The organism is Kitasatospora sp. NPDC051705, assembly GCF_044453265.1.
Classification (GTDB): Bacteria; Actinomycetota; Actinomycetes; order Streptomycetales; family Streptomycetaceae; genus Kitasatospora.
The window spans coordinates 12,298-35,068 of sequence record NZ_JBITCO010000040.1; the positions used below are offsets into that span (position 1 = coordinate 12,298).

At 74.9% G+C, this 22,771-nt stretch carries 24 protein-coding genes; 6 read left to right on the forward strand and 18 right to left on the reverse strand.

The genetic code is table 11. From position 1 onward, the window contains the following. Positions 1-69: 69 nt before the first annotated feature. From ACIA8Q_RS31735 to ACIA8Q_RS31785, 11 genes are all read right to left on the reverse strand, one after another. Positions 70-2,295, reverse strand: coding sequence for an MMPL family transporter (locus ACIA8Q_RS31735; RefSeq protein WP_360211135.1), 2,226 nt, complete (start codon positions 2,293-2,295; stop codon positions 70-72). Between the two features lie 153 nt (positions 2,296-2,448). Further along, positions 2,449-3,210, reverse strand: coding sequence for a 4'-phosphopantetheinyl transferase family protein (locus ACIA8Q_RS31740; protein ID WP_387901907.1), 762 nt, complete (start codon positions 3,208-3,210; stop codon positions 2,449-2,451). A gap of 53 nt (positions 3,211-3,263) precedes the next feature. Continuing rightward, on the reverse strand, positions 3,264-4,424 hold the full coding sequence (locus tag ACIA8Q_RS31745) for an acyl-CoA dehydrogenase family protein (RefSeq protein WP_360211139.1): 1,161 nt from the start codon (positions 4,422-4,424) through the stop codon (positions 3,264-3,266). Next, positions 4,421-5,143 (reverse strand): hypothetical protein, encoded by a 723-nt coding sequence (locus ACIA8Q_RS31750; RefSeq protein ID WP_396318134.1) that lies wholly within the window; start codon positions 5,141-5,143, stop codon positions 4,421-4,423. Before ACIA8Q_RS31750 ends, ACIA8Q_RS31745 begins: the two co-directional genes overlap by 4 nt. Next, positions 5,140-6,033, reverse strand: a complete 894-nt coding sequence (locus ACIA8Q_RS31755) for a hypothetical protein (RefSeq protein WP_396318135.1) — start codon at positions 6,031-6,033, stop codon at positions 5,140-5,142. The genes ACIA8Q_RS31750 and ACIA8Q_RS31755 overlap by 4 nt, the downstream gene beginning before the upstream one ends. Positions 6,034-6,035: 2 nt before the next feature. Beyond that, positions 6,036-6,302, reverse strand: coding sequence for a phosphopantetheine-binding protein (locus ACIA8Q_RS31760; protein ID WP_360211145.1), 267 nt, complete (start codon positions 6,300-6,302; stop codon positions 6,036-6,038). A gap of 47 nt (positions 6,303-6,349) precedes the next feature. Next, positions 6,350-7,633 (reverse strand): type III PLP-dependent enzyme, encoded by a 1,284-nt coding sequence (locus tag ACIA8Q_RS31765; RefSeq protein ID WP_360211147.1) that lies wholly within the window; start codon positions 7,631-7,633, stop codon positions 6,350-6,352. Positions 7,634-7,635: 2 nt separating this feature from the next. Further along, positions 7,636-9,036 carry a hypothetical protein gene (locus tag ACIA8Q_RS31770; protein WP_360211149.1) on the reverse strand — a complete coding sequence of 467 codons (1,401 nt, stop codon included), beginning with the start codon at positions 9,034-9,036 and terminating at the stop codon, positions 7,636-7,638. 71 nt (positions 9,037-9,107) lie between these two features. After that, a complete protein-coding gene (locus ACIA8Q_RS31775) occupies positions 9,108-10,040 on the reverse strand; it encodes a 3-oxoacyl-[acyl-carrier-protein] synthase III C-terminal domain-containing protein (RefSeq protein ID WP_396318136.1) in 933 nt (310 codons plus the stop codon). A gap of 181 nt (positions 10,041-10,221) precedes the next feature. Beyond that, positions 10,222-10,797: a TrmH family RNA methyltransferase gene (locus ACIA8Q_RS31780; RefSeq protein ID WP_360211153.1), complete on the reverse strand. Its 576-nt coding sequence runs from the start codon at positions 10,795-10,797 to the stop codon at positions 10,222-10,224. Next, the gene (locus ACIA8Q_RS31785) at positions 10,794-11,438 is read right to left on the reverse strand and encodes a methyltransferase (RefSeq protein WP_360211155.1); all 645 of its coding nucleotides are present in this window, start codon (positions 11,436-11,438) and stop codon (positions 10,794-10,796) included. The genes ACIA8Q_RS31780 and ACIA8Q_RS31785 overlap by 4 nt, the downstream gene beginning before the upstream one ends. 386 nt (positions 11,439-11,824) lie before the next feature. Between ACIA8Q_RS31785 and ACIA8Q_RS31790 the strand changes: the two genes are divergently transcribed. Beyond that, positions 11,825-12,022, forward strand: a complete 198-nt coding sequence (locus tag ACIA8Q_RS31790) for a hypothetical protein (RefSeq protein WP_360211157.1) — start codon at positions 11,825-11,827, stop codon at positions 12,020-12,022. Between the two features lie 31 nt (positions 12,023-12,053). Here ACIA8Q_RS31790 and ACIA8Q_RS31795 read toward each other — a convergent pair whose 3' ends face one another. Further along, a complete protein-coding gene (locus tag ACIA8Q_RS31795; RefSeq protein ID WP_360211159.1) occupies positions 12,054-14,603 on the reverse strand; it encodes a lysylphosphatidylglycerol synthase domain-containing protein in 2,550 nt (849 codons plus the stop codon). A gap of 116 nt (positions 14,604-14,719) precedes the next feature. Next, positions 14,720-15,424, reverse strand: coding sequence for an SDR family oxidoreductase (locus tag ACIA8Q_RS31800; RefSeq protein ID WP_387902133.1), 705 nt, complete (start codon positions 15,422-15,424; stop codon positions 14,720-14,722). 240 nt (positions 15,425-15,664) lie between these two features. Between ACIA8Q_RS31800 and ACIA8Q_RS31805 the strand changes: the two genes are divergently transcribed. The 3 genes from ACIA8Q_RS31805 to ACIA8Q_RS31815 all read left to right on the forward strand — a co-directional run bounded on the left by ACIA8Q_RS31805 (position 15,665) and on the right by ACIA8Q_RS31815 (position 17,507). Further along, the gene (locus ACIA8Q_RS31805) at positions 15,665-15,931 is read left to right on the forward strand and encodes a UBP-type zinc finger domain-containing protein (protein ID WP_360211163.1); all 267 of its coding nucleotides are present in this window, start codon (positions 15,665-15,667) and stop codon (positions 15,929-15,931) included. 158 nt (positions 15,932-16,089) lie between these two features. Next, a complete protein-coding gene (locus ACIA8Q_RS31810) occupies positions 16,090-16,362 on the forward strand; it encodes a hypothetical protein (RefSeq protein WP_360211165.1) in 273 nt (90 codons plus the stop codon). A gap of 170 nt (positions 16,363-16,532) precedes the next feature. Further along, on the forward strand, positions 16,533-17,507 hold the full coding sequence (locus tag ACIA8Q_RS31815; RefSeq protein WP_360211167.1) for a sigma-70 family RNA polymerase sigma factor: 975 nt from the start codon (positions 16,533-16,535) through the stop codon (positions 17,505-17,507). Here the strand turns inward: ACIA8Q_RS31815 and ACIA8Q_RS31820 are convergent. Further along, the gene (locus ACIA8Q_RS31820) at positions 17,415-17,750 is read right to left on the reverse strand and encodes an STAS domain-containing protein (protein WP_360211169.1); all 336 of its coding nucleotides are present in this window, start codon (positions 17,748-17,750) and stop codon (positions 17,415-17,417) included. The genes ACIA8Q_RS31815 and ACIA8Q_RS31820 overlap by 93 nt on opposite strands. A gap of 204 nt (positions 17,751-17,954) precedes the next feature. Between ACIA8Q_RS31820 and ACIA8Q_RS31825 the strand changes: the two genes are divergently transcribed. Then, complete coding sequence (locus tag ACIA8Q_RS31825) at positions 17,955-18,392, forward strand: SRPBCC domain-containing protein (protein ID WP_360211171.1); 438 nt, start codon at positions 17,955-17,957, stop codon at positions 18,390-18,392. A 107-nt stretch (positions 18,393-18,499) separates the two neighbouring features. After that, the gene (locus tag ACIA8Q_RS31830; protein ID WP_360211173.1) at positions 18,500-18,991 is read left to right on the forward strand and encodes an NUDIX hydrolase; all 492 of its coding nucleotides are present in this window, start codon (positions 18,500-18,502) and stop codon (positions 18,989-18,991) included. Between the two features lie 121 nt (positions 18,992-19,112). Here ACIA8Q_RS31830 and ACIA8Q_RS31835 read toward each other — a convergent pair whose 3' ends face one another. The 4 genes from ACIA8Q_RS31835 to ACIA8Q_RS31850 form a co-directional block, all read right to left on the reverse strand. Continuing rightward, positions 19,113-19,862, reverse strand: a complete 750-nt coding sequence (locus tag ACIA8Q_RS31835; RefSeq protein ID WP_360211175.1) for a Clp protease N-terminal domain-containing protein — start codon at positions 19,860-19,862, stop codon at positions 19,113-19,115. Between the two features lie 103 nt (positions 19,863-19,965). Further along, positions 19,966-20,706, reverse strand: a complete 741-nt coding sequence (locus tag ACIA8Q_RS31840; protein ID WP_360211177.1) for a tyrosine-protein phosphatase — start codon at positions 20,704-20,706, stop codon at positions 19,966-19,968. A 193-nt stretch (positions 20,707-20,899) separates the two neighbouring features. After that, the gene (locus ACIA8Q_RS31845) at positions 20,900-21,619 is read right to left on the reverse strand and encodes a VC0807 family protein (protein ID WP_396318137.1); all 720 of its coding nucleotides are present in this window, start codon (positions 21,617-21,619) and stop codon (positions 20,900-20,902) included. Between the two features lie 220 nt (positions 21,620-21,839). Beyond that, positions 21,840-22,532, reverse strand: coding sequence for a hypothetical protein (locus tag ACIA8Q_RS31850; protein WP_360211181.1), 693 nt, complete (start codon positions 22,530-22,532; stop codon positions 21,840-21,842). Positions 22,533-22,771: the final 239 nt, after the last annotated feature.

Below are 22,771 nucleotides of genomic sequence, written 5' to 3' on the forward strand. Positions count from 1 at the left end.
GGTATGCGCACGAAAACGGCCGGGGGGAAGGATAGCCCTTCCCCCCGGCCGGTACGGGTGGTTCCGGTGTTACGGAAGTGTCGTCCGGGCTGCCGAGGCCGCCGCGGCGGCCGCCACGATGGCGGGGATCCGCGGGGTGCGGGTGGTGGTCTGGCGGGCCAGCCGCGAGGGCCACCAGGTCTTCCAGCCGAGCAGGGTGACCACGGCCGGCAGCACGACGATCCGGATCACCGTGGCGTCGAGCAGCACCGCGCAGGCCATGCCGACCCCCATCTGCTTCATCTCGATGAAGTTCAGCGAGGCCAGCAGGGCGAACACGCAGACCATCACCACCGCGGCGCTGGTCACCACCCCGGCGGTGCGGGTGATCCCCTGCTCCACGGCCTCCTTGACGGACAGTCCGCCGCGGGCCGCCTCCCGGATCCGGCTGACCACGAACACGTGGTAGTCCATCGAGAGGCCGAGCAGGATCACGAAGAGCATCAGCGGCAGCCAGGCGACCACCCGGCCGGTGGACTCGAAGTGCAGCAGGTCCTCCGCCCAGGTGTGCTGGAAGATCAGCGCGAGCAGGCCGAAGGAGGCCGCCGCGGACAGCACGTTGAGCACCACGGTGATCAGTGCCAGCATCACCGAGCGGAAGGCCGCGGTCATCACCAGGAAGGTCAGCACCAGGGCCACCCCGAGCACCCAGGGCATCTTGCGCATCACGTTCGCCCGGTAGTCGACGTCGAAGGCGACGTCGCTGCCGCCGACCGCGAACTGGGCGCCGGCGATCGCGCCGAGGGTCTGCGGGGCGAGGTCCTCGCGCAGCCGGGCGAGCGAGGCGCGGGCCTCCGGGGAGCCGCTGTCGAACCGGGTGCCGATCGCCACGGTGGCCACCGTCCCGCTCTGCGAGGTGCGCACCACCGGGGCGGGGGAGTGCACGAAGAGGTCGTCCCGGGAGGTGAGGTCGACCAGCGCGGTCACCGCGGTGGCCAGCTCCCAGGCCTTGCCGTCCGGGACCTTCACCGCGACGGTGTGGGTGTCCGCCGGGCTCGGGAACGACCTGGTCAGCCGCTCGTTGGCCTGCATCGCCGGGATCGAGCGGGGCAGGTCGTCGATCCCGGTGGCCTTGAGCTTCAGGCCGAGGGCCGGCACCGCGAGCAGGAGCAGGGCGCCGACCGAGAGCACCAGCGCGATCACCGGGTGGCGCAGCGAGGGCTTGAGCATCGTCGACCAGAGCCGCGGCTTCACCCCGCCGGCCTGGGTGAGCCGCCACACCAGCGGCACCCGGGGGGCGTCCAGGAAGCGGCCGAACCGGGAGAGCATGGCCGGCAGGACGGTCAGCGAGGAGATGATCGCGATCCCGACCACCAGCACCGCGCCGGTGGCCATCGACTCGAAGGCGATGTGACCGGCGAGGTAGAGCGCCCCCATCGAGATCATGACGACCACGCCGGACACCAGCACCGAGTGCCCGGAGGTGGCGGCCGCGATCTCGATGGCGTCGATGTTGTTGGCGCCCAGGGCCCGTTCCTCGCGCTGGCGCTTGAGGTAGAACAGCGAGTAGTCGACCCCGATGGCCATCCCCATCAGCACGATGACGTGGGTCACCGGCCCCGGGTCGGGCACCAGCTGGGAGGCCACCCCCCACAGGCCGAGCCCGGCGAGCACCGAGGACAGGCCGAGCACGACCGGGACGCTCGCGGCGACGATCGCACCGAAGACGAAGACCATGACGAGCAGGGTCACCGGCAGGCTCAGCACGGTGGCCTTGCCGAGGTCCTTGCTCAGCATCTCGTTCAGCCCGGCCTTGATCGACCCGGCGCCGACCAGCTCCATCCGCAGGTCGGTGTGCGACTCGTGGGTCCTCGCCACGGCGTCGATGATCGGCTGCACCCGGTCGGAGGCGGTCTCCGGATCCCCGTCCAGGGTCACCGGGACGAGCATCGCCGAGCCGTCCGGGGCGGACACCGGCTCGTCCACGGCGCTGATGCCGGGCACGTCGCGCAGGTCGCGGGCGGCGTCCGAGGCGGCCGCCCCGGCCCGGACCGGGTCGAGCTGCCCACCGCCCCACGGGGTGATGAGGACGTTCTCCACCGCGCGCTCCTGCAGACCGCCGCTGCGGGCGATCTCGGCCGCCCGGCCGGACTGCCCGATGGAGAGGTCGGAGGTGGTGGCCTGCCGGGTGCCCGTGACGCCGCCGACCACCAGGGCCCCCACGACGAACACCACCCAGAGCGTTATCGCCCACCAGGGGTGGACGGCGCTCCACCGAGCGGCCCTGGTGATCACGTTCCTGCCTTCCACGATCACGTTCCCCTCCTCAGAAGAAATGCCCGGATCGGCCACGGGCCTGACTTCCGAGTCCGGCCGGTGCGGTGCGACGTTTGCTCGCGTCCCTGAATCTAGTGACGCTCCGGCGCATGATCACGGGTACAACTTCGACGATTCGAGGGGGAGTTTCTTCTACTTGACAGCCTCGTCGAGAACCGACTCGGGGCTCGACGCGAGTACCGGTGGGAGAGTGTCGACACCGGATTCCCCAGGCGGAATTTGATACCACATCCGCCGGGACACGTTAAAGGGCCCGTCGCCGGTCAGTGCGACGGACCCCGCGTATCCCCCGGGCAGCGGCAGATCGACGACTCTCCACGGACCGGGCAACGGCCCGGAGCGTGCGTACACGGCGGCCTCCCGGCCGGGGTGGGCGACGGGGATCCCCATGCCCTGGGTGAGTCTGCCGCCGGAGGCCTTCACGCAGGCCTCCTTCCTGGTCCACAGCCGGGTGAAGACCGGCTGCCCGCCGGCGGCCACCGCGGCCCGCTCCTCCGGGGGGAAGAAGCGTCCGGCCAGCCGGTCGACGTCGAGGTCCGGGCGGGCCAGCTCGACGTCCACCCCGACCGGCCGCGCAGCCAGCGCGAGCAGGGCGGTCTCGCCCGAGTGGGAGAGGCTGAAGTGCAGCCCGTCCGCCCCCGCGACGGCGGGCTTGCCCCACGGTCCGCGGGTGAAGCGCAGCCCGTCCGGGGGGAGCCCGAGGCGCTCGCCGAGGACGATCCGGGTGGCGGCGTGCGCGATCACGAAACGGCGCCGCAGGCCGGGCAGCCGCCCGGCCCGGGCGCGCGCCCGCTCCTGCTCGTCGAGCAGCTCCTCCAGGTGCGGCGGGTAGCCGTCCGGGTCGTCCGGCGCGGCGCCGCCGCCCCGGTCCCCGGGGCGGCGCGCGCCGTTCAACGGAATCCTCCAGATCTCGACCGAATCCCGAGCGGAGGACTGTTCGGTCCTGTTCAGAACCGGCCCACCTTTCCGGTGTGCAGCCCCTGGAACAGATTGAGCTTCTGGATGTTCCGTGTCCCTTCCATGAACTCCACGCCCCTTGCGTCGCGGGCGAGTTTGTCGAGGAGCGGATGATCCAGTCGCGCACCCGGTCCGAAGAATCCGAGTGCGCTCATCGTCACGTCCTCGGCGAGTTCGCAGGCGCGGGCCTTCGCCGCGGAGGAGAGGTGTCCGGCGGCCGGCCGGCGGTCCACCGCGAGGGCCGCGCGGTAGGTCAACCCCCGTGCGGCGTCGATCCGCCGGCCGAGCGACTCGAACAGCTCGCGCTCCGCCCCGCGCAGCTCCTTGCGGTTCTCGGCGACGTAGTCGTGCGCGGCGCGGGCGATGCCGAGGGCGATCGCGGCCACGCTGGGGCGGAGCTGGTTGAAGACCGAGACGATGCTCCACATCCCGCGCCGGGTCGGTGGCAGGTGCGTGCCGAGCACCCGCTCGGCCGGCACGTGCACCCGGTCGAGGGTGATCCGGGTCAGCTGGACGCCGCGCAGTCCGAGGGTGGGCAGCGGCTCGGCCCGGAAGCCCGGGTCGGCGGTGTCCACCAGGACGGCCAGCACGCCGAGCCGCTCGGTGCCCGCGACGCGGGCGAACACCGCGCCCAGGTCGGCGCGGGCGGCGTTGCCGACGTAGCGCTTCTCGCCGTCCAGGAGGTACGAGCCGTCGCCGACCGGGGTCAGCGTGGTGGTCATCTCGCCGATGGCCGAGCCGCGCTCGGGCTCGGTGAGGGCGAAGCAGGTCCAGCGGGGGCGCTCGGCGAGCCGGCCGTACACCCAGTCCTTCTGCGCCTGGCTGCCGAGCACGCTCAGCAGGACCCCGCACATCGAGGCTCCGGGCGAGCCGAGCATCATCCCGGCGTCGCCGCGCGCCAGTTCCTCGCTGACCAGGACGCGCTCCAGGGTGGCCAGGCCGTGCGCCGGGCCGGCCCCGGCCTCGGCGGACGCGCGGTCCCAGTCCGGCGGCACCTGGTGCCCGGCCAGGAAGCGCACCGCGGGGAGGTCCAGGAAGCGGTGGACGGCCTCCGGGTCCCGGTCGAGTTCGAGCGCGCCCGCCCGCAGGTCGTCGGCCCACCGCCGCACGTACCGGTGCGTGGTGTCGAGCGAGGCCGGCAGGCTGGTCACGCGTTGTCCTTCCGGGAGGTGGCGTTCGTGGCGGGGACCCCGGCGGGGCCCGGCCAGCCGCAGTAGACGTCGGCGAGCAGCTCGGAGGCGTACGCCGTCCGGCCCGGCCCGTCGGCGGTGAAGCCGTGGGCGCCGAGCAGCCGCAGCAGCGCCCGGTCCGCCTGGGTGATCTGGGCCTGGAGCCGGGCCAGGGCCGCGGCGTCCAGCGGCAGCACGGGGGCGAGCGGGGAGTCCGGGGCGACGCCCTCGGCGAGGTCGTCGAGGACGCCCTCGATCTCGAGGTGGTCGATCAGCACGTCGGCGAGCGCCCCCTTGACCAGCTGCTGCAGCAGCAGCGAGGTGCCCTCGACCTGGCGGGCCGCGAGGTAGGCGGTGCAGGCCTCGCGCAGCCGCTCGGACGCGCCGAGCCGCAGCCAGGCGAGCCCGGTGCCCCAGTCGTGGGAGTCCGGGCCGGCCGGGGCCGGCGCGGTGGCGGCGGGGCCGAGGACGGCGAGTCCCGGCACCGGGTCCGCACCCCCGTCCCCGTCCTCCTCCTCGTCGAACTCGGGGAGGTCCCCGAGCAGTTCGCGCGGGACCACGGCGTGTCCGCGCGGGCCGCGCGGGGCCACCCCGGGGGACAGCGCGCGGGAGAGCAGGGTCAGCGCCGGGACGAGTCCGTCGTTGCGGGCACTCGTCCGTGCCTCCCGCCAGTGCTCGCGCACCTCGGCCGGAACCGTCATCGGACCCTCAGCTCCCCCGTGTCGAGCGTGCAGTAGGCCAGGAGGCCGCGCTCCCGGTCGTAGTCGGCCACCACCACCGGGCGGTCCCGGTCGGTGACGGCGAGCAGGGCGGCCCAGCCGCCGGTGGCGGGCTGCCCGTCCGCCACCCTGATCAACGTCCCGTCGTGCGACGGAAGTTCAGCGCCGGCGTCGGAGAGGCCGGCGCCGGCCACCACCGACGCCCGGTCGTCCCAGTCGGCGAACAGCCCCGGCTCGGGGAGGCCCTGGGCGGCCCCGCCCAGGGCGGCGTCGCCGCCGTCCCAGTGCAGCAGCAGGGCGACCGCGGCGTCCGCGTGGACGGCGGACTGCCCGGTCGCGGGCAGCGGGAACGGCTGGGTGCCCTGGTCCACGACCAGCAGCAGCAGCCGCGACCAGCCGCAGCGCCGGGCGTACTCCACGGCCACCCGCAGCGCGCTGAACGGGGCCAGGACGCCCTGGTCGGACAGCGCGAAGGAGAGCGGCTCGCCGGGCAGCCGCCGCTTCACGCAGGAGGCGACCAGTTCGGCGTGGTCGAAGTCCGGCGCGGCGTAGGCGACCACCACCACCTCGGGGCACTCCTCGGGGGTCAGCGGCCCCAGCGCGTCGAGCGCGCCGTAGGCCAGTTCCACCGAGGTGCGCCGCCCCGAGGCGGCGAACTGGCCGCGGTCGAAGTCCGCCCCGTAGAGCGCCCCGAGCTCGCGGTAGAACTCCTCCCGCGCGCCCTCCGGCCGGTACGGTGCGCCCGGCCCCGGCGGCACGTGGGCGGCCGCCCGGACGAGCCGGGGCAGGGCCGCCGTCGCCAGGGCCGGTCCGGCCGGGCCGTCCGCGCCGACCGGGACGGGGCGCCGTACGGGCGCACTCGCGCGGAACATGCTTAGGCGCTCGCTTCCGCGGCGACGAAGCCGGCCAGCGAACCCACGGTCTCGAAGTGGGTCATGTCCAGCTCGTCGGCGTCGAACTGCACGTCGAGGATCTCCTCGATGGTGATGAGCAGTTCGAGCGCGCTGCTGGAGTCCAGGCCCAGCTCGTCGAAGAGGCGGACGCTCTCGGCCGCGTCGGAGACGTCCTTGTTGAGGACCTCGGACAGGCCCTTGCGGACGGCGTCGACGTACTTGGCGTCGGTGACGGTGGTCTCGGTCATGCTGTTCTCCTCGGTCCGGTCCCGGCCGTCGGTCGGCCGGCGGGTGGTCAGTTCTGGTCGTCGCCGGCGGCGTAGAGCCGCTGGCGGCCGAGCATCGCCTCGACGTCGTCGCGCTCCCGGATCAGGTGCGCCCGCCCGTCCAGGACGAGGACCTCGGCCGGGTAGCCGTGGCTGAGGAAGTGCACCGGCGAGGCGGTCGGCCCGTACGCGCCGGAGCGCTGCACCCCGACCAGCTCGCCGGCCCGCAGCGCCGGCATCGGCACCTTCTTGCCGATCACGTCGTTCGGCGTGCAGAGCGGCCCGGTGATGTGCCAGGGCTCGGTGGCCGGTTCGTCCATCCGCTCCAGCGCGACCATCGGGAAGTTGCGCTTGACGTACGAGCCGATGCCGACCGCCGCCATGTGGTGGTTGGTGCCGCCGTCGGTGACCGCGAAGTTCTCGCCCATCGAGGTCTTGGTGTAGCGCACCCGGGTCACGTAGGTGCCGGAGGCGGCGACCAGGAAGCGGCCCAGCTCCATGATCATGCGGGTGTCGGGGTGCCGCTCGCGGAAGTCCGCGATCAGCGGGTTCAGCCCGGCGGTCAGCTCCGCGACGTCGAGGTCCTTCTCGTTGTCGAAGTAGGCGATGCCCAGGCCGCCGCCGACGTCGACGGTCTCCAGCGGGAAGCCCAGCTCGGTGGAGAGGCGCTCGGCCAGCTCCAGGATCCGGCGGGTGTTCTCGACGACCGACTCCTCGATCAGGATCCGGGTGCCCAGGTAGACCTGGACGCCCATCAGCCGGATGTTGGGGTAGCGGGTGGCGAGGTCCTTGCCCTCGGCCAGCAGCAGCTCCTCGTCGGTGCCGAACTGGCGGGGCTTGCCGCCCATGGTCAGGCCGGAGCCCTTCACCGAGAAGCTCGGGTTGACCCGCAGCGCGACCCGGGCGGTGATCCCGCGCTCCCGGGCCACCTCGTCGATCAGGTCCAGCTCGCCGATCGACTCGCAGACGATGGCGTGGATGTCCTCGTCCAGGCAGGCCGCCACCTCGCCGCGGCTCTTGCCGGGGCCGAGGAAGATGATGTCCTGCGGCGCGACGCCGGCCCGGCGGGCGGTGACCAGCTCGGTCAGCGAGGACACCTCGGCGCGCGAGCCCAGGTCGTGCAGCAGCGCGCAGACGGAGATGTTGGGGTTGGCCTTGAGCGAGTAGAAGATCTCCAGCGCCGGGTGCAGCGACTCGCGCAGCCCCTGGAAGCGGGTGGTGATCTCCTCGCCGTCGTACAGGTAGAGCGGGGTGCCGAACTCCTCGGCGAGCCCGGTGATCCCGAGGCCCTGGACCTCGAATGCGACGCTCACGGTCAGCTCCCTTCCGAATGCGCCGCGAGGCGGCGGGTGATGTCGGTGTCGATCGCCTCGATCTCCTCGTCGGAGGCGCCGACGAGCACGCCGTACAGCCGGCCCTCGAAGCCGTCCGCGCCGGTGCCCGCGGCGGCGTTCACCGTGGCGTAGTTGTTCACGAACAGGCCGCGCGGTCGCGGGCCCCGCTCGGTCAGCAGCAGCCCGTCCAGGAGCTCCGCGAGCTCGGCGAAGGGCAGCGGGCGGGTCAGCCGCAGCGGGAAGTGCCGGGCGACGGCGACCTCCTCGGCCCCGGCCAGGCCGCCCTCGTGCACCACGTTCTGGTACGTGGACATGTTGTTGCGGGCGTTGATCTCGATGACCGGGTACAGGCCCTCGTCCGGGTCGACCATCGCGTCGACGCCGACCACGCCGTAGTAGCCGTCGGCGGCGAGCCGCTCGCCCAGCCGCAGCGCGGTCGCGGCGATCTCGGCGACCTGGCCGTCGGTCAGCCGGGCCGGGATCCGGTGGCCCTTGTGCACGCCGCCCTCGGTGAGCAGCTCCTTGACGAAGTCGAAGTGCGTGGAGCCGTCCCGGCCGACCGTGAACTGGTAGTTGAGGTCGCAGCGCTTGGCGACCCACTCCTCGATCACCAGCGCGGTGCGCGGCGCGCCGCCCTCGGCCTTCGCGGCCTTCTCGGCCTGCTGGACGGCCATCCGGTGCAGCCGGGCCAGCCGGGCCGCGCTGTCCAGCACGACGATGCCCTTGCCGGACACGCCGAACGCGTCCTTCAGCACCACCTTGCGGCCGGCTTCGAGCAGTTCGGTGGCCGCGGCGACCGCCCCGGCCAGCTCCTCCAGCGTCTCGCAGGCCCAGCCGCGGGCCTGCCGGATGCCCAGCTCGTCGGAGAGCCGGCGGCTGTAGACCTTGCTGTTGACCTTCTTGCAGACCGCGGCGGACGGGGCGCCCAGCGCCAGCCCGGTGCGCTCGGACAGCTCCTCCTCCACGGCGGAGATGCCGTGCGCGGTCAGCCGGGCGCCCTCGGCGGCGACGGCGGACAGCGCGCGCAGCAGCGCAGGGTCGGCGAGGGCGTCCTCGCTGACGGTGCGCTGCGGGTCCTGGCCGGCCACCACGTGGACGGTGGGCAGTTCCAGCCCGAGGCCCTCCAGGTAGCCGCGGTAGCCCTCGTCCAGCGGGGTCTTCAGCACGACGTGGTCGTCCTTGCCGCCGAGCAGCAGCGCGAACTCGTCCATCCGGTTCACCACCGCGCTGCCCGCGTGCGAGGCGACCCGGGGCAGCGCGGGCTCACCGATCGCCCAGTGGTTCTCCACCTCGAAGTTGCCCAGGAACACCAGCGGGGTGTCCGCGGAGCCGGTCACGGCGCGCTTGAGGCGCGCGCTGAAGCCGGAGGACGGTAGATGCATGTCGACCTCGTCATTTCTCGTGTGCGCCCGCTCGGGCGGCGCGGCGCGGCGGGCTCAGGGCCTGGCGGCCCTCAGTGCTCGAAGACCATGGCGGCGAAGGTCGCTCCGAGCCCCACGCTGGTCATCAGGTAGCGGTCGCCGGGGCGCAGCCGCCCCAGCTCGGTGGCCTTCTGCAGGTTGATGAAGGGGTCGGCGCAGAAGCAGTGCCCGGTCTCGCCGATCAGGTCGAGGAAGACCTTCTCGAGCGGCAGTCCGAGCGCCTTGCACACGCCGATCCAGGACAGCCGGTTGACGTTGTGCGGCAGCACCAGCGCCAACTCGTCCAGGCGGCAGTCGGCCTCCTCCAGGGCGGCGCCGATCACCTCGCAGAGCCCCGGCCCGTACAGGTCCTGGAACTCCTTGGCGGCGGCGTCGCCCATGATGAACTCGTCGCCGAACTGGGTGTGGGTGCGGGTCGCGTAGCCGATCATGCGGTCGGATCCGTTGCGGTCCGCGCTGACCAGGAAGGCCACCGTCCCCTCGCCCATGACGGTGACGTCCGGGATGGACTGCGTCTGGGTGGTGCACGCCTTCTCCCCGGCCAGGACCAGGGCGAGCGCGTCCGGGTCCGGGTCGGCGGCCAGCAGGGTGCCGGCCATGTCCAGCGCGAGCAGCCCGGAGGCGCACGCGTGGTGCGAGACGACGAACCCCGCGGCGTGCTCCAGGCCGAGTTCGGCCTGGATCGGCTGCAGCGAGGTCATCGGGTACGGCAGCGGCGACGGCATGGTCCGGGCCTGCAGGACGTACTTGACGCGCTGTTCCTGTCCCCGCAGCTCGACCAGCTTGGTGGCGGCGCGCAGCAGCAGCTCGGTCTCGGTCGCCGCGGGGTCGCGGCACACCTCGGCGAGCCCGTAGAAGCGCTGGTAGCGCCGGAGCTGCACATCCGTCAGCTGGAGTTCCTGTTGGAAGCGGGCGATCGGGATGGTGTCGGGAAGACAGCTGGAGACTGCCGTGATCGACGTCATGCCAACTACAGTCGCGTGACGCGCTGACGCTTAGCTGACGCTGCGCTGACCACCCGCTCCGACGGCCGCCGCGGGAGGGCGCGGGCCGGGGCCGGGCCGGCGGATCGCGGCCGGGCACGACGACGGAGGGGCGGGCCTTCCGGCCCGCCCCTCCGGGGGTGTGACGATGATCCGCTCGGTGCTACTCGTCGTCGCCGAGGTCTCCGCCGAGGTCGCCGCCGTCCGGGGTGCCGCTGATCGCGTAGCCCTGGCGGCGGGCCTCGTAGCAGGCCACCGTCGCGGCCGCCGAGACGTTCAGCGAGCCGACCCGGCCCAGCTGCGGCACGAACACCACCTGGTCGCAGAGCGCGAGCGCCTCGGGCGTGATCCCGCGGTCCTCGTGCCCGAGCACGAAGGCCACCGCCGGGGTCAGCTCGGCGGCGAACATCGGCACCGCCTCGTCCGCCAGCTCCAGGCCGACCACCTTGAAGCCGTCCGCCTTCGCCGCCGCCACCGCCTCGGCGACCGTCGGGAAGTGCTCCACCTTGAGGTACTTGTCGGTGCCCATCGCGGCCTTCTGCGCGCCCGAGGAGCGCACCGACGGGGTGTCCCCGGTCAGGTACAGCTTCTCGGCACCCATCGCCGCGCCGGTCCGGACCACCGAGCCGACGTTGAACGGCGACTGCAGGTTCTCCAGGATGATCGCGAGCCGGAACTCGTTGCTGCGCCGCCACGAGCGGTGCAGGCGCTTCAGTTCGGTCCCGCGCAACTGCTTCACGACGACGTTCCCCGTCCACTCTCCGGCCCCTCGCCCGCCTCCGGGCGGGGCCGTGCTTCCAGAATCCGGAACCCGTTGACCGACGCGACGCGGGTGGTCGGGTAGCCCTGGTCGTTCAGCCACTTCTGCAGCGAGTCCGACCCCAGGTGCTTCTGCACCACCAGGAACGCCGAGCCGTCCGGCGTCAGCCGGCCGAGCCAGTGCGTGAGCAGCCCGCGCAGCGCGGCCTTGCCGATGCGGATCGGCGGGTTGGAGTAGATCGTGGCGAACCGCACGTCCTCCGGGACGTCGTCCGGCAGCGCCGCCTGGACGTTGCCCAGGCCGAGCGCCCCGGCGTTCAGCCGCACCAGCTCCAGCGCGCGCTCGTTCACGTCCACCGCCCAGACCGGGAGGCGCTTGCGCCGGCTCGCCCAGGTCAGCGCGATCGGGCCGTAGCCGCAGCCGACGTCCAGGATCGGGCCGCGCACCCGCGGCGGCGGGGCGTGCTCCAGCAGGATCCGGGTGCCCGGGTCGAGCCGGCTGCGGGAGAAGACCCCGGCGTCGGTGGTCAGTTCGAGGGTGAGGTCCGGGAGGGAGACCGTGATCGGCCGGCGCTCGCTGGCGACCTCGGGTGCACCGGTGAAGTAGTGCGAGCCGGACATGCTTTCCCCGTCGTTCGTAAGGGCCTCGGGGCCACCGGGTGGGTGTGGGTAAGCCCTTGGTACGGCACCGATCGTACCCCCGGCGGCCTGCGGCGCGTTCCGCCCGCGGCCCGCCCGCCCGCGGGGGGCCGGTACCCCGGCGCCGGTGCGCCCCGGGCCGCCGGTGGTGCCGTGCCCCGTCGTGGCGGCGGCCCCGGGTGCGCGGCGCACCCCTCCCGGCGGCCGCTCGACCCCCTGCTCCGCGGGCCGGCCCCGGCCCGCCCGGCCGCCCCGGCAACACGCCGGACCGCCCGGGGCTTCGCGTCCGGCCGTCCGGCGGCGGATACTGCGAGTACCGCCATCCGGGCCCCGTGGGAGCCTCCGAACGAACAGTGAGGAAGGACGCCATGCCGCAGAATCACGAGGACTACCTGATCGACGAGACGGTCGAGACCGTCGAGCCCGACGACGACGCGGCCGAGGGGGACGAGTACGACGAGGTCGCCGAGCGGCGGGCCCTCGGCGCCGACCCCGCCACCGACGTCGCGGACGCCGCCGAGCAGAGCCGGGTCGTCCAGCTCGACGAGGACGAGTACCGCGAGTAGCCGGGCCTGGCGAGACGGGCGGCTACGGGCCCTACAGTGCCTTGCGGCGCTGCAGCCAGGTCATCGCCGCCCACCCCGGCAGCACCGGCAGGATCAGCGTCAGCAGGCGGAACATCGCCACCGCCGCCATCGCGCCGCCCTTCTCCATCGACGCGGTCTGCTGCAGCAGCGTGATCAGCGCGCCGTCCACCGCGCCGGCCCCGCCCGGGGTCGGCGCGACGTTGCCCGCGGCGTTGCCCACCAGGAACACCACCGCCACCGAGGCGAACGAGGGGGCCCGGCCGATCGCCCGGGTGCAGCAGTACAGGCAGGCGATCAGGCAGATCGACACCAGCAGCTGGCCGGTCAGGCCGACCGCCAGCCGGGTCGGGCTGCGCAGCAGGTCCAGCAGCCGGGGCAGCACCTCCGCGGTCAGCGGCCGCAACCGGGCCACCAGCCAGCGCCGGGCCGCCGGGACGGCCGACACCAGCGCCAGCAGGGCCGCCGCCCCGGCGAGCCCGCCGACCACCGCGGGCAGCGCGTCCAGCTCCGAACCGCCCGGCTGCAGGTCCAGCAGGTAGACGAAGGCGCCCAGCTGCAGCAGGTGCAGCACCAGGCCCATCAGCTGCCCCACCCCGACGCTGGACAGCGCCTGCGCGGTGGGGATCCCGGCCCGCTGCAGCAGCCGGGTGTTCAGCGCCACGCCGCCGACGCCCCCGGGCGACACCAGCTTCACGAACGCGCCGGCCAGCTGGGCCAGCACCGCGTTGCGGAAGTCCAGCCGCTCCGGCACGAACCCGACGAACCCCATCGCGGCCGTCACGTGGCTCGCCGCGGCCGCGACCAGCGCCAGCGCCAGCCAGGCCGGGTCGGCGTCCGCCACCGCCGCGATCGGGTTGTCCTCGGCGGCGAACAGCTGCGGGATCAGCAGCCACCCGGCCACCACCCCGCCGACCACCGCCAGCAGGGTCCGCGGCCGCAGCCGCTCCAGCCGCACCGGCCGGCCCACCGCCTGCGGCCGGGCCCGCAGCACCTCGGCCCGGATGGCGTCCAGCAGCCCGCTGCCGGCCGCGGCCGGCGCCGGCCCGTCCCCGGCGTCCGTCTCCGCGGCGGCCGGGGCGGGCCCCGCCCCGGCCCGGTCGGCCTGCTTCAGGGCCTGCCGGGTGGGCAGGGCCAGGGCGATCGGCTGGAGCAGCGGGAGGGCGGCGGCGACCGGGTCGGGCCCGAGGACGGCGATGGCGCTGCGGACGGAGCGGGCGGCGCCGGTGCGCAGCGCCAGGGTGGTGAGCAGCTGGGCGATGTCGCAGTGCAGGACGAGTTCGCTGGCCGCGATGTCGCCGTCGGCGAAGTCGACGAGGTGCACCGCGCCGTCGTCGTCGACGAGCAGGGAGGACGGCACGAGGGCCCGGTGGGCGATCTCCCGGCGCTGCAGCCGGGCGAGCTGCCGCCAGGCCTCGGCGAGCAGCTCGTCGGTGATCTCCGGCTCGGCGAGCTGGTCGAGGGTGCGTCCGGGGAGGTGCTCGTAGGCGATCAGCGCGGTGTCGTGGCCGAGCCCGGCGGTGGCCGCGATGCGGCGGGTGCGGACGCCGGCGGCGAGTGCCGCGTAGGTGACGAGCGCCTCGTGCTCGAGGCCGGTGCGGGGCGAGCGCAGGGCCCGCGGGTGCGGGGCGGTGCGCAGCCGCAGGCGGCGCCAGGCGCGTTGCACGGCGGCGGCGGTGACGGCCTGGCGCTCGAGCAGCAGGACGTCGAGGTCGGGCCTGCCGTCGGCCTGGTGGACCAGGTGGTGGTCGGGTGCCACGGCGCGGGCCCCGGTGGGGCGCAGACCGCTCTCGCGCAGGGCGCGCAGGATCTCCCGCGGGCCGGGCAGCGGGTCGGGGGTGCCGACGGCGTAGAGGGTGCCGTGGGCACCGGTCCAGCCGAGCAGCAGGCCGAGCAGGAGGGCGGTGGGGGTGGCGTAGCCGCCGGCGAGCCCGGCGAGGCCGGAGACGGCGAGGACGGCCCAGGGGGCGCGGCGTTCGCGGCTGCCGGAGGCCGTCATGAAGGCGAGGACGGGGGCGAGGTACCCGTAGACGGGCTCGGTGTGGCCCGGGACGCCGTCGGGCAGCGGCTGGGTGAGCGCGGCCAGCAGGGAGGGCGGGGCGTGCGCGTCGGCCCACAGGTCGACGCCGAGGGTGGCGCCGTAGGCGAGGACGGCGGCGAGCAGGCCGTCGGAGACCTGCTGCAGGGCGCGTCGCCGGTCCGGGCCGAGCAGGCGGCGGGCGGCGAGGACGACCGGCAGCAGGAGGACCGCGGCGGTGGTGAGGCCGTTGGCCAGGTGGGCGAGCGGCCGGGGCACCAGGGCGGCGGCCTCGGCGACGTCGGCGGCGATGCCACCGGTGGTGGCGCGGGCGTAGTCGGCGAGCAGCAGGGTGACCGCGACGGCGAGGAGCCCGGTGAGGAGCCGGATCAGGGCGACGGGCTGCCGGATCCGGCCCGACTCGGACACCGCCCGGCTCCGGCCGCCGCCGGTGCGTCCGGGTATGCCCCGGCGCGCTGCTGTGGGCGCCTCGGCGGTCGTGCCCCCGCCGGTGTCGCCGCTCGTACTCCCCGTCACGATCGCCACGGGTGGCATGGTCCCACGCCACCCGTGCCGTCCGGGACCGGAAGCCGGCTTCCGCCCGGCCGCGGGGCAGGCGCGGCCGGGCCGCTTCCGCCGGCCGCCGCCGGGCCGCCCGCCGGTCAGGCCTGCCGGGTCGGCAGGGCGACGAGGTGGCGCAGGTTGACGTGCCGGGGGCGGCTGACGGTGTAGGCGATCAGGTCGGCGACGTCCTCGGCGGTCAGCGCCGGGATGGCGGCGAACATCCCGCCGAGCTGCTCGCGCAGGTCGGGGTTGTCGATGTGGCCGCCGAGCTCGGTGTCGGTCAGCCCGGGCTCGACGGCGCTGACCCGTACGTCGCGCGGGCCGAGCTCGCTGCGCAGGGCGGCGGAGAGCTGGGTGAGCGCGGCCTTGGTGGCGCCGTAGACGGCGTAGTCGGGGAAGACGACGTGCGAGGCGATCGAGGAGACGTTGACGAGGTCGGCGGTGCGGCCCTCGGCGGCGGCCGCGGTGAGGTCGGCGCTGAAGGCGCGGACGATCCGCAGGGCGCCGGTGAGGTTGGTGTCGACCATCCGGGTCCACTCGTCGATCCGGCCGTCGGCGAGCGGGTTGGGCAGCATCACCCCGGCGTTGTTGACCACCAGGTCGACCGGCCCGTAGGCGGCGTGGACGGCCCGGGCGGCGGCGTCCACGGAGGCCTGGTCGGTGACGTCGGCGGTGACGGCGAGGGCCTGCCCGCCGGCGGCGGCGAGCTCGGCGGCGAGGGCGTCGATCCGGTCGGTGCGGCGGGCGAGCAGCGCGACCCGGGCGCCGCCGGCGGCGAGCAGTCGGGCGGTGGCGGCACCCATGCCGCTGGCGGCTCCGGTGACGACGGCGGTGCGGGCGGCGAGGCCGGGGTGGTTCACGGTGGCTCCTGGACGGGGTGTTCGGGTGGACGCCGTCCACTCTGCGCGGCCCGTCGCGGTCCACCCAGGGCCCTGGTCCTCCCCGGTCCGCCGGACCGGGGGTCCGGCAGGGCCACCCTGGCGGTTCACCCGGACGGGTGTGTCCCCGGCCCGCCGGGCGGGCGCCGTCACTACCCTGCCAGCATGAGCGCCTGCGAAGACCTCGCCGCGGCACCCCAGGACATCGCGCCCCTCCCGCCGGCCGGCGGCTGCGCCGACTGCCTGGCCCAGGACCGCCGGGACTGGGTGCACCTGCGGATCTGTCTGGACTGCGGGCACGTCGGCTGCTGCGACTTCTCGCCGCAGCGGCACGCCACCGCGCACTTCCACGACACCTCGCACCCGGTGATCCGCTCCTTCGAGCCGGGCGAGGACTGGCGGTGGTGCTTCGTCCACGAGGTGATGGGCTGAGCCGCAGCGGGGCGCCCCGCCCCGCCCGCCGCCCAAGGCCCGCCCGCCGCCCGCTCCCGGTGGCGGTCGGGGACGATCCGGATAAAATCCGGACAAGACGCCCGTGCGGCCCCTGGCCGACATCCGTCCGGCCGGTGACCGCCGAAGGGAGGCCGACGATGACCAAGCGAACCCCGGGCAGTACCGCCAAGCTCCGCCAGGGCACCCAGGAACTGCTGGAGCGCCGGGGCATGGCGAACCCACCGAGCAGGCTCGCGCCGCGGTCGGGCGGCGGGGCCGCGTCCTCCGCCACCACCGGGTACACCGCCCCCGACGCCTTCCGGCACGGCGGGCGCGACACCGCCGCCTCGGCGCCGCACGGGGCCCCGGCGATGCACGCCGAGCTCAAGGGCCACCGGCACCGCGGCGCGGAGAAGCACTCCGCGCACTGAACCGCGGCGACGCCCCGCGGCCGGGGGCGGGCGGAGCCGTCGGGCCCCGCCCGCCCCCGCCGTCCCTCCCGGGTCCGCACCGGCCCCGCCGTCCGCCGGGCCGGCTGTCGGTGGCCCGGGGTACCTTCGACGCGATCGAGCAGTGCGGGGCGGGAGGACGGGGGCACACCATGGCCGACGTGATCACGGAGGAGCCGGTCGAGCTCCAGCTGGAGCGGTACCGGACGGAGCTGACGGGCTACTGCTACCGCATGCTCGGCTCGGTCTTCGAGGCCGAGGACGCGGTGCAGGAGACGATGGTCCGCGCCTGGCGCGGTCACCGGGGCTTCGAGGGCCGGGCCGCGCTGCGCTCCTGGCTGTACCGGATCGCCACCAACGTCTGCCTGGACGCACTGAACGGCCGCCGGAACCGGGCCCGTCCGATGGACCTCGCCGGGCCCGTCACGGTGGCGACGGCGAGCGAGACCCAGCTGCCCGAGGCGACCTGGATCGGCCCCGCGCCGGACGGCAGGGTGCTGCCCGAGACGGGGGACCCGGCCGACGTGGCCGCCCAGCGGGAGTCGGTGAAGCTGGCCTTCGTCGCCGTCCTGCAACGGCTCGCGCCCCGGCAGCGGGCCGTGCTGATCCTGCGCGAGGTGCTCGGCTGGAAGGCCGCCGAGGTGGCCGAACTGCTCGGCGTGACGGTGGCGTCGGTGAACAGCGCGCTGCAGCGGGCCCGCGGCGTGCTCGCCGGGGACGCGGCCGCCCGTCCGGCGCCGGACCTGGACGACGACCACCGCGCGCTGCTGGACCGCTACGTCCGCGCCTTCGAGGCCTACGACATGGACGGCCTGGCCGCGCTGCTGCACGAGGACGTCACGCTCAACATGCCGCCGTTCGCGATGTGGCTGTGCGGGCGGGAGGAGATCCGGGCCTGGATGCTCGGGCCCGGCCACGGCTGCCGCGGCTCCCGGCTGCTCCCGGTCACCGCCAACGGCGGCCCGGCCTTCGCCCAGTACCGGCCGAGTCCGGCCGGCGGGCACGAGCCGTGGGCGCTGATCGTGCCGGAGGTGTCAGCGGGCCGGATCACCGGGTTCACCAACTTCCTGGACACCGACGTGCTCTTCCCGCTGTTCGGCCTCCCGCCCCGGCTGGACGCCGAGTAGCGCCGTCAGGCAGGGCGGGTCGGCGGCCGCCGGCAGCAGCGCCGCGAGCCCGCTGAACGCGAGCAGTTCGCGCAGCGGGCCGCCGGCGTTCCGCAGCACCACGCCCACGCCGTGGCGTCCGGCGGCGAGCCGGAGCCGGGCCAGGGCGTCGACGACGGCCAGGTCGGGCGCGTCCAGGGCGCCGAGGTCGCAGACCAGGGCTCGGTCCGGCCGGTCGGCCGGGGTGTTCCGGGTTTTCTCCATGCTGCTTGGACCGGTCCGGCGGCCCCGGCTCATCGGTGTGCGCGGAAGTTCCGGCCGGGCCGGCCCGGCCGAAGGGTCTCCGGGCGCCGTGCGAGGCCTCCCCGAAGAAAGTTCCGCGGGGAGCGATGAGTTCGCGGCGCGGCCCCGGTCCACCCCTGTGGAAGCGCCACCGAGGGCGCCGTGACGAGGAAGAGGACCGACACCATGACCGAGAACCCGAGCGAGCTGACCATCACCCGGGAGCTGCCGGCCACTCCGGACGCCGCCTTCCGCGCCTACGTCGAGCCCGAGCAGTTCGTCCGCTTCTGGGGCCCGGTCGGCACGCACGTCGAGCCGTCCACCGTGACCATCGAGCCGCGGGTGGGCGGGCGTTACGACAGCACCCTGACCATCGACGCGACCGGCGACGAGTACCCGATGCGCAGCCGGATCACCGACATCCGCCCGGGCGAGCTGATCGCCCTGGTCGAGGAGGGCGTCGGCATGAGCTCCACGCTGACCTTCCGGGACCTCGGTGACGGCCGCACCGAGGTGGTCCTGCACCAGACCGAGGTGCCCGCGATGTACTGCGGCCCGGAGGCCCGGGCGGGCCTCGACTCCAGCTTCGACCGGCTGGTCGAGCACCTCGCCGCGCGCGGCTGACCGGCACGGCCCCCGCCGCTGCCCGTCGGCCCACCGGGCCACCGGGCCGGCGGGCGGGTGGTGGCAGAGTAGGCGGTCCGAAAGCCCCGTGCCCGAGGAGGACCGCAGTGACGGCTGAGCCCTTGAAGTCCCGCGAGGAGTGGTTGGCCTCGCTGCCCCGGATCTACGCCGCGGCCGGCTGCCTGCTGCGCGACGACTCCGGCCGGATCCTGATCGTGAAGGCCGGGTACCGCGAGCACTGGCAGTTCCCGGGCGGGACGATCGACCTCGGCGAGGGCCCGGTCGAGTGCGCCGTACGGGAGTTGGAGGAGGAGACCGGCATCGTGAAGGAGGCCGGCGCCCTGCTGGCGATCTCCTGGACCCATCCCTCGGCCGAACTCGACCACCCGGCCGAGCACTTGATGTTCGACTTCGGCACCGTCCCGGACGGCACCCCGGTGACCGTGCCGGCCGGTGAGCTGGACGAGCACCGCTGGGCGCCGCTGGACGAGGCCCTGGAGCTGCTCGGGCCGGCCCGTTCGGCCCGGCTGCGGGCGGCTCTGGAGGCGTCCGTCGACGGCCGGGTCCGGATCGTCACCACGCACGTCTCCGGTTTCTGAGGAGCGCGGCGGAGCGCGGCGACCGGGCCGGGCGCCGCGCGGCGCGGCGGGCCGCACCGGCGGGCCCGTGCGGCCGACTGCCGGCCCCCGGGCGGGAGTTCCGCCCGGGGGCCGGTCCGGGTCACGCCTGCTCGGCGTTCCGGGCGGCGATGAAGGCGGCGACGGCCTCGGCGGTGAAGGTCTCCGCCTCGGACTTGTCGACGCTCAGGCCGGCGAGCACGCCGGCGCCGTTCTCCAGCTCCAGCAGGGCCAGCAGGATGTGCTCGGTGCCGACGTAGTTGTGTCCGAGCTTGAGCGCCTCGCGGAAGGTCAGCTCCAGCACCTTCTTGCCCTGCGCGTCGTACGGGATGAGCGCCGGCACCTCGGCGACGGCCGCGGGCAGGGCGGCGGTGGCCGCGGTCCGGACGGCCTCCGGGCCGACGCCCTGGGCGGCGAGCGCCTTGACCGCGAGGCCCTCGGGCTCGGCGAGCAGCCCGAGCAGCACGTGTTCGGCGGTGATCTCGGCGTTCCCGGCCCGCCGGGCCTCCTCCTGGGAGGCCATCACGACGCTGCGGGCCCGGTCGGTGAACCGGCTGAAGCCCTGGTTCGGGTCCAGGTCGGAGGGAGTGCCCGGGTCCTTGGGGACGAAGCGCTTCTGGGCGGCCTGCTTGCTGACGCCCATGCTGCGGCCGATGTCGGTCCAGGACGCGCCGGAGCGGCGGGCCTGGTCCACGAAGTGGCCGATCAGGTGGTCGGCGAGGTCACCGAGGTGGTCGGCGGCGATGACCGCGTCGGAGAGCTGGTCGAGCGCGTCGGGGTGGACCTTCTTGATCGCGGCGATCAGGTCGTCGAGGCGCAGGGGAGTGGTGCTGGGAACGACGGAATTCTCCATGCGTCAACCGTAGGTTGTCGACGCCTCATCGTCAACCATCGGTTGACGATGAGGCGGGAGGGGTTCCGGAGTCGCGGAAGCGGCGCGGTCCGCCGGGCGGCTGCTACTCGGCGGGCAGCAGGCGGGCCCGGACGGCGGCGACCTCGGCGGGGGCGGCCCCGGCGGCGAGCAGGTAGCCGGCCGGGTCGAAGTCGCTCAGCGCCGCCTCCAGGGCGGCCTCGGCGGTGGTGCCGGCCCCGGCGAGCACCGCGTCGATCCGGTCGTACTGGTCCGGGAGGCCCAGCATTCCGTACAGCGGCCGGACGTTGGGGCCGCTGATCAGGTAGTCCTCGACGATCGCGGCCCGCTCGACGCCGGCCAGGGCGAGCAGCAGCAGGGCCGCCAGGCCGGTGCGGTCGCGGCCGGCGCCGCAGTGCACGACCAGGCCGCCGGGGCGGGCGCCGGCGACGGCCGCGACCAGCGCGGCGGCGGCGTGCGGGCAGTGGTCCAGGTAGGGGCGGAGCGCGAGCGGGGTGCCGTCCAGTCGGCCGTAGGCCTCCCACCAGGCGGGGCCGGCCAGTTCGTCCAGCGGGACCCGGATCAGCTCGACGCCCTCGGGGAGCGGGAGGAGCGGCTTGTACTCCTCGGTGTTGCGCAGGTCGACCACGGTGCGGACGCCGTGGTCGAGGAGGGCGTCCCAGCCCTCGGCGGTGAGGCGGTCCAGGTTGTCCGCCCGGACTATCGCCCCGCGGGCGGTCGGTCGGCCGGAGGCGGTGGGCAGGCCGCCCAGGTCGCGGACGTTCAGGCAGCCGTCCCAGACGAGGGTGCGGTCCTCGGCGGTGGTCAGCGCGCGCGTCCGGCTCATGGGGTTCCCCGATTCCTCGACGGGGGTCCCGTTACCCCCTCGTTATGTAAGGACTCCCGGGAGATCCGGATGGTTCCTCGGCGTTCGGATCGCCGGCATCCGGCGTTCAGGACGCGGCGGGCGGTGCCGGGTGGTGCCGGGTGGTGCCGGGTGGTGCGGTCCGGGGCCGGGTCGGGGCCGGGTCGGGGCCGGGTCAGGCGGTGGTCGGGGCCTCGGCCTCGGCGATGACCAGCTTGGCGATCGGGTCGGTGGCGCTCTGGCCGAGCACCGAGCCGGCCGCGATCGCACCGACCAGGAACACGGTGGACAGCCAGGCCATGGTCGACACCGGCAGGGTGAAGGCGCCGACCACCCGGGCCGCGCACTCGGCCAGCAGCGCGGTGCCCCAGATCCCCGCGAACACCCGCTCGTGGCGGCGGAAGGCCCGGGAGCCGGCCGCCGCACCCCCGGTCAGCCGGTGCCAGGCGGCGGTGCGGTCCGCCCGGCCCCGGGTGACGAAGGGCATCAGCATCGGGGTCATCACCGACCGGCCGACCAGCCCCGAGAAGAGGATCGCCAGCGCCACGGTGCCGCTCAGCACACCGTCCTTGGCGATCATCAGCCGGGCGTCGCCGGTGACGAAGGTGAGCGCCAGACCGGCCAGGTTGACGGTGAGCATCAGCGCGGCCCACAGGTTCAGCCGCCGCTCGCGCAGCAGGCCGAGGACGGTCCGGGCGGCCGGGATGGTGCTGCTCCAGGCCAGCGCGGCGAACTCGCTCAGGCCGCAGGCCGAGTGGAGCAGGAAGTAGCCGGCCAGCGGGGCGGCCACGTCGAGGGCGAGCGGGCGGAGCCCGGAGAGCAGCGGGTTCGAGGCCCGGGCCGCGGGAGCGGCGGCGATCGGGGCGGTGGTGGCGGTGTTGACGGGCTGGCTCACGGTGGGTTCCTCCCCGGCTCGGCGGCCGCGGGCCCCTGCCCGCGTCGTGCCTCCAGTCTTTCCGTCCGACCCTCCGTCAGAGCAGTGCCGTCCGTTGCGGGATCCGTGTGACAGCTGTCATGGTGCGGCCCGTGACGACCCGTCCGACCTGCGGGTTTCCCGGGGTGTGCCGCCGCGGGGCGTGCCCCGGCAGCGAGCCCCCGGGCACGCGCGACACGGCCTAACCCCGGTGGGGGAAGGCCCACAGTTCGCGACCCCGGGTGTCCAGGCAGCGGACGGTGCGGTAGCGCTCGTCCCCGGCCGAGAGGAAGCCCCGCGCGACGCCCTCCAGGACGGTCCGGGAGACGGCGTCGCCCCGGGTCCAGGCGCCGGTCAGGACGAGCTCCCCGGCGATCAGCTCGGCGCGCTGCACCCGGGCCACCGAGGCGGTCAGCAGGGCGGCGTTGACGTCCTCCAGCCCGGCGCGGGAGAGGTAGCCCTCTCCGGTGCCGTCCCGGTCCCGCGCCGCCCGGTGGCGCAGCTCCGGCAGGCCGTAGCGGCGGACGGCGGCGACCGCGTCCTCCAGCACCAGCGGCCAGCGCGGCCCGGGCAGGACCTGCCACCAGACGTCCTCGCCGACCGGCAGCACCTCGCCGATCCGCGCCCGCCAGACCTCCAGGCCGTACCGGGTGCGCGGGTCGGGCCGGTGGCCGGGGAGACCGGCGGCGGCCCAGTCGGCCCGGCGGACGGCACTGAGGTCGAAGGTGAAGGAGGTCCGGTCGGCGGAGGGGCGTTCCACCACGCCCAGCAGCAGCCAGTGGGTCTCGTCCGGCAGGGCGAAGGTGCGGCGCCACCCGCGCAGTCCCAGGGCGCGCAGGCCGGGTGCGAGGTGGTGGCGCAGCCCCTCCGCGTGGAGCTGGTGGGCGGTGGTCATCGCGGGCGTCCCTGCTGGTCGTCACTGCTGGTGGGGGCGGCCGGCCCGGCCGCCGGCCCGGGCGCGCGGCGGCGCGGGGGCGGGCGGACGGAGGGGCGGCGCGGCGGCCGGTCGTCGAGGCGGTCCGGGCGCCCGGTGCGCACGGCGGCCCCGGGGCCCGACCGGGCCCGGACTGCTTCGCCCACGGACAACGTAGGCGGCGGAGGGCCTCCGGGGCCGCGGGCGAAGGGCGGCGGCCG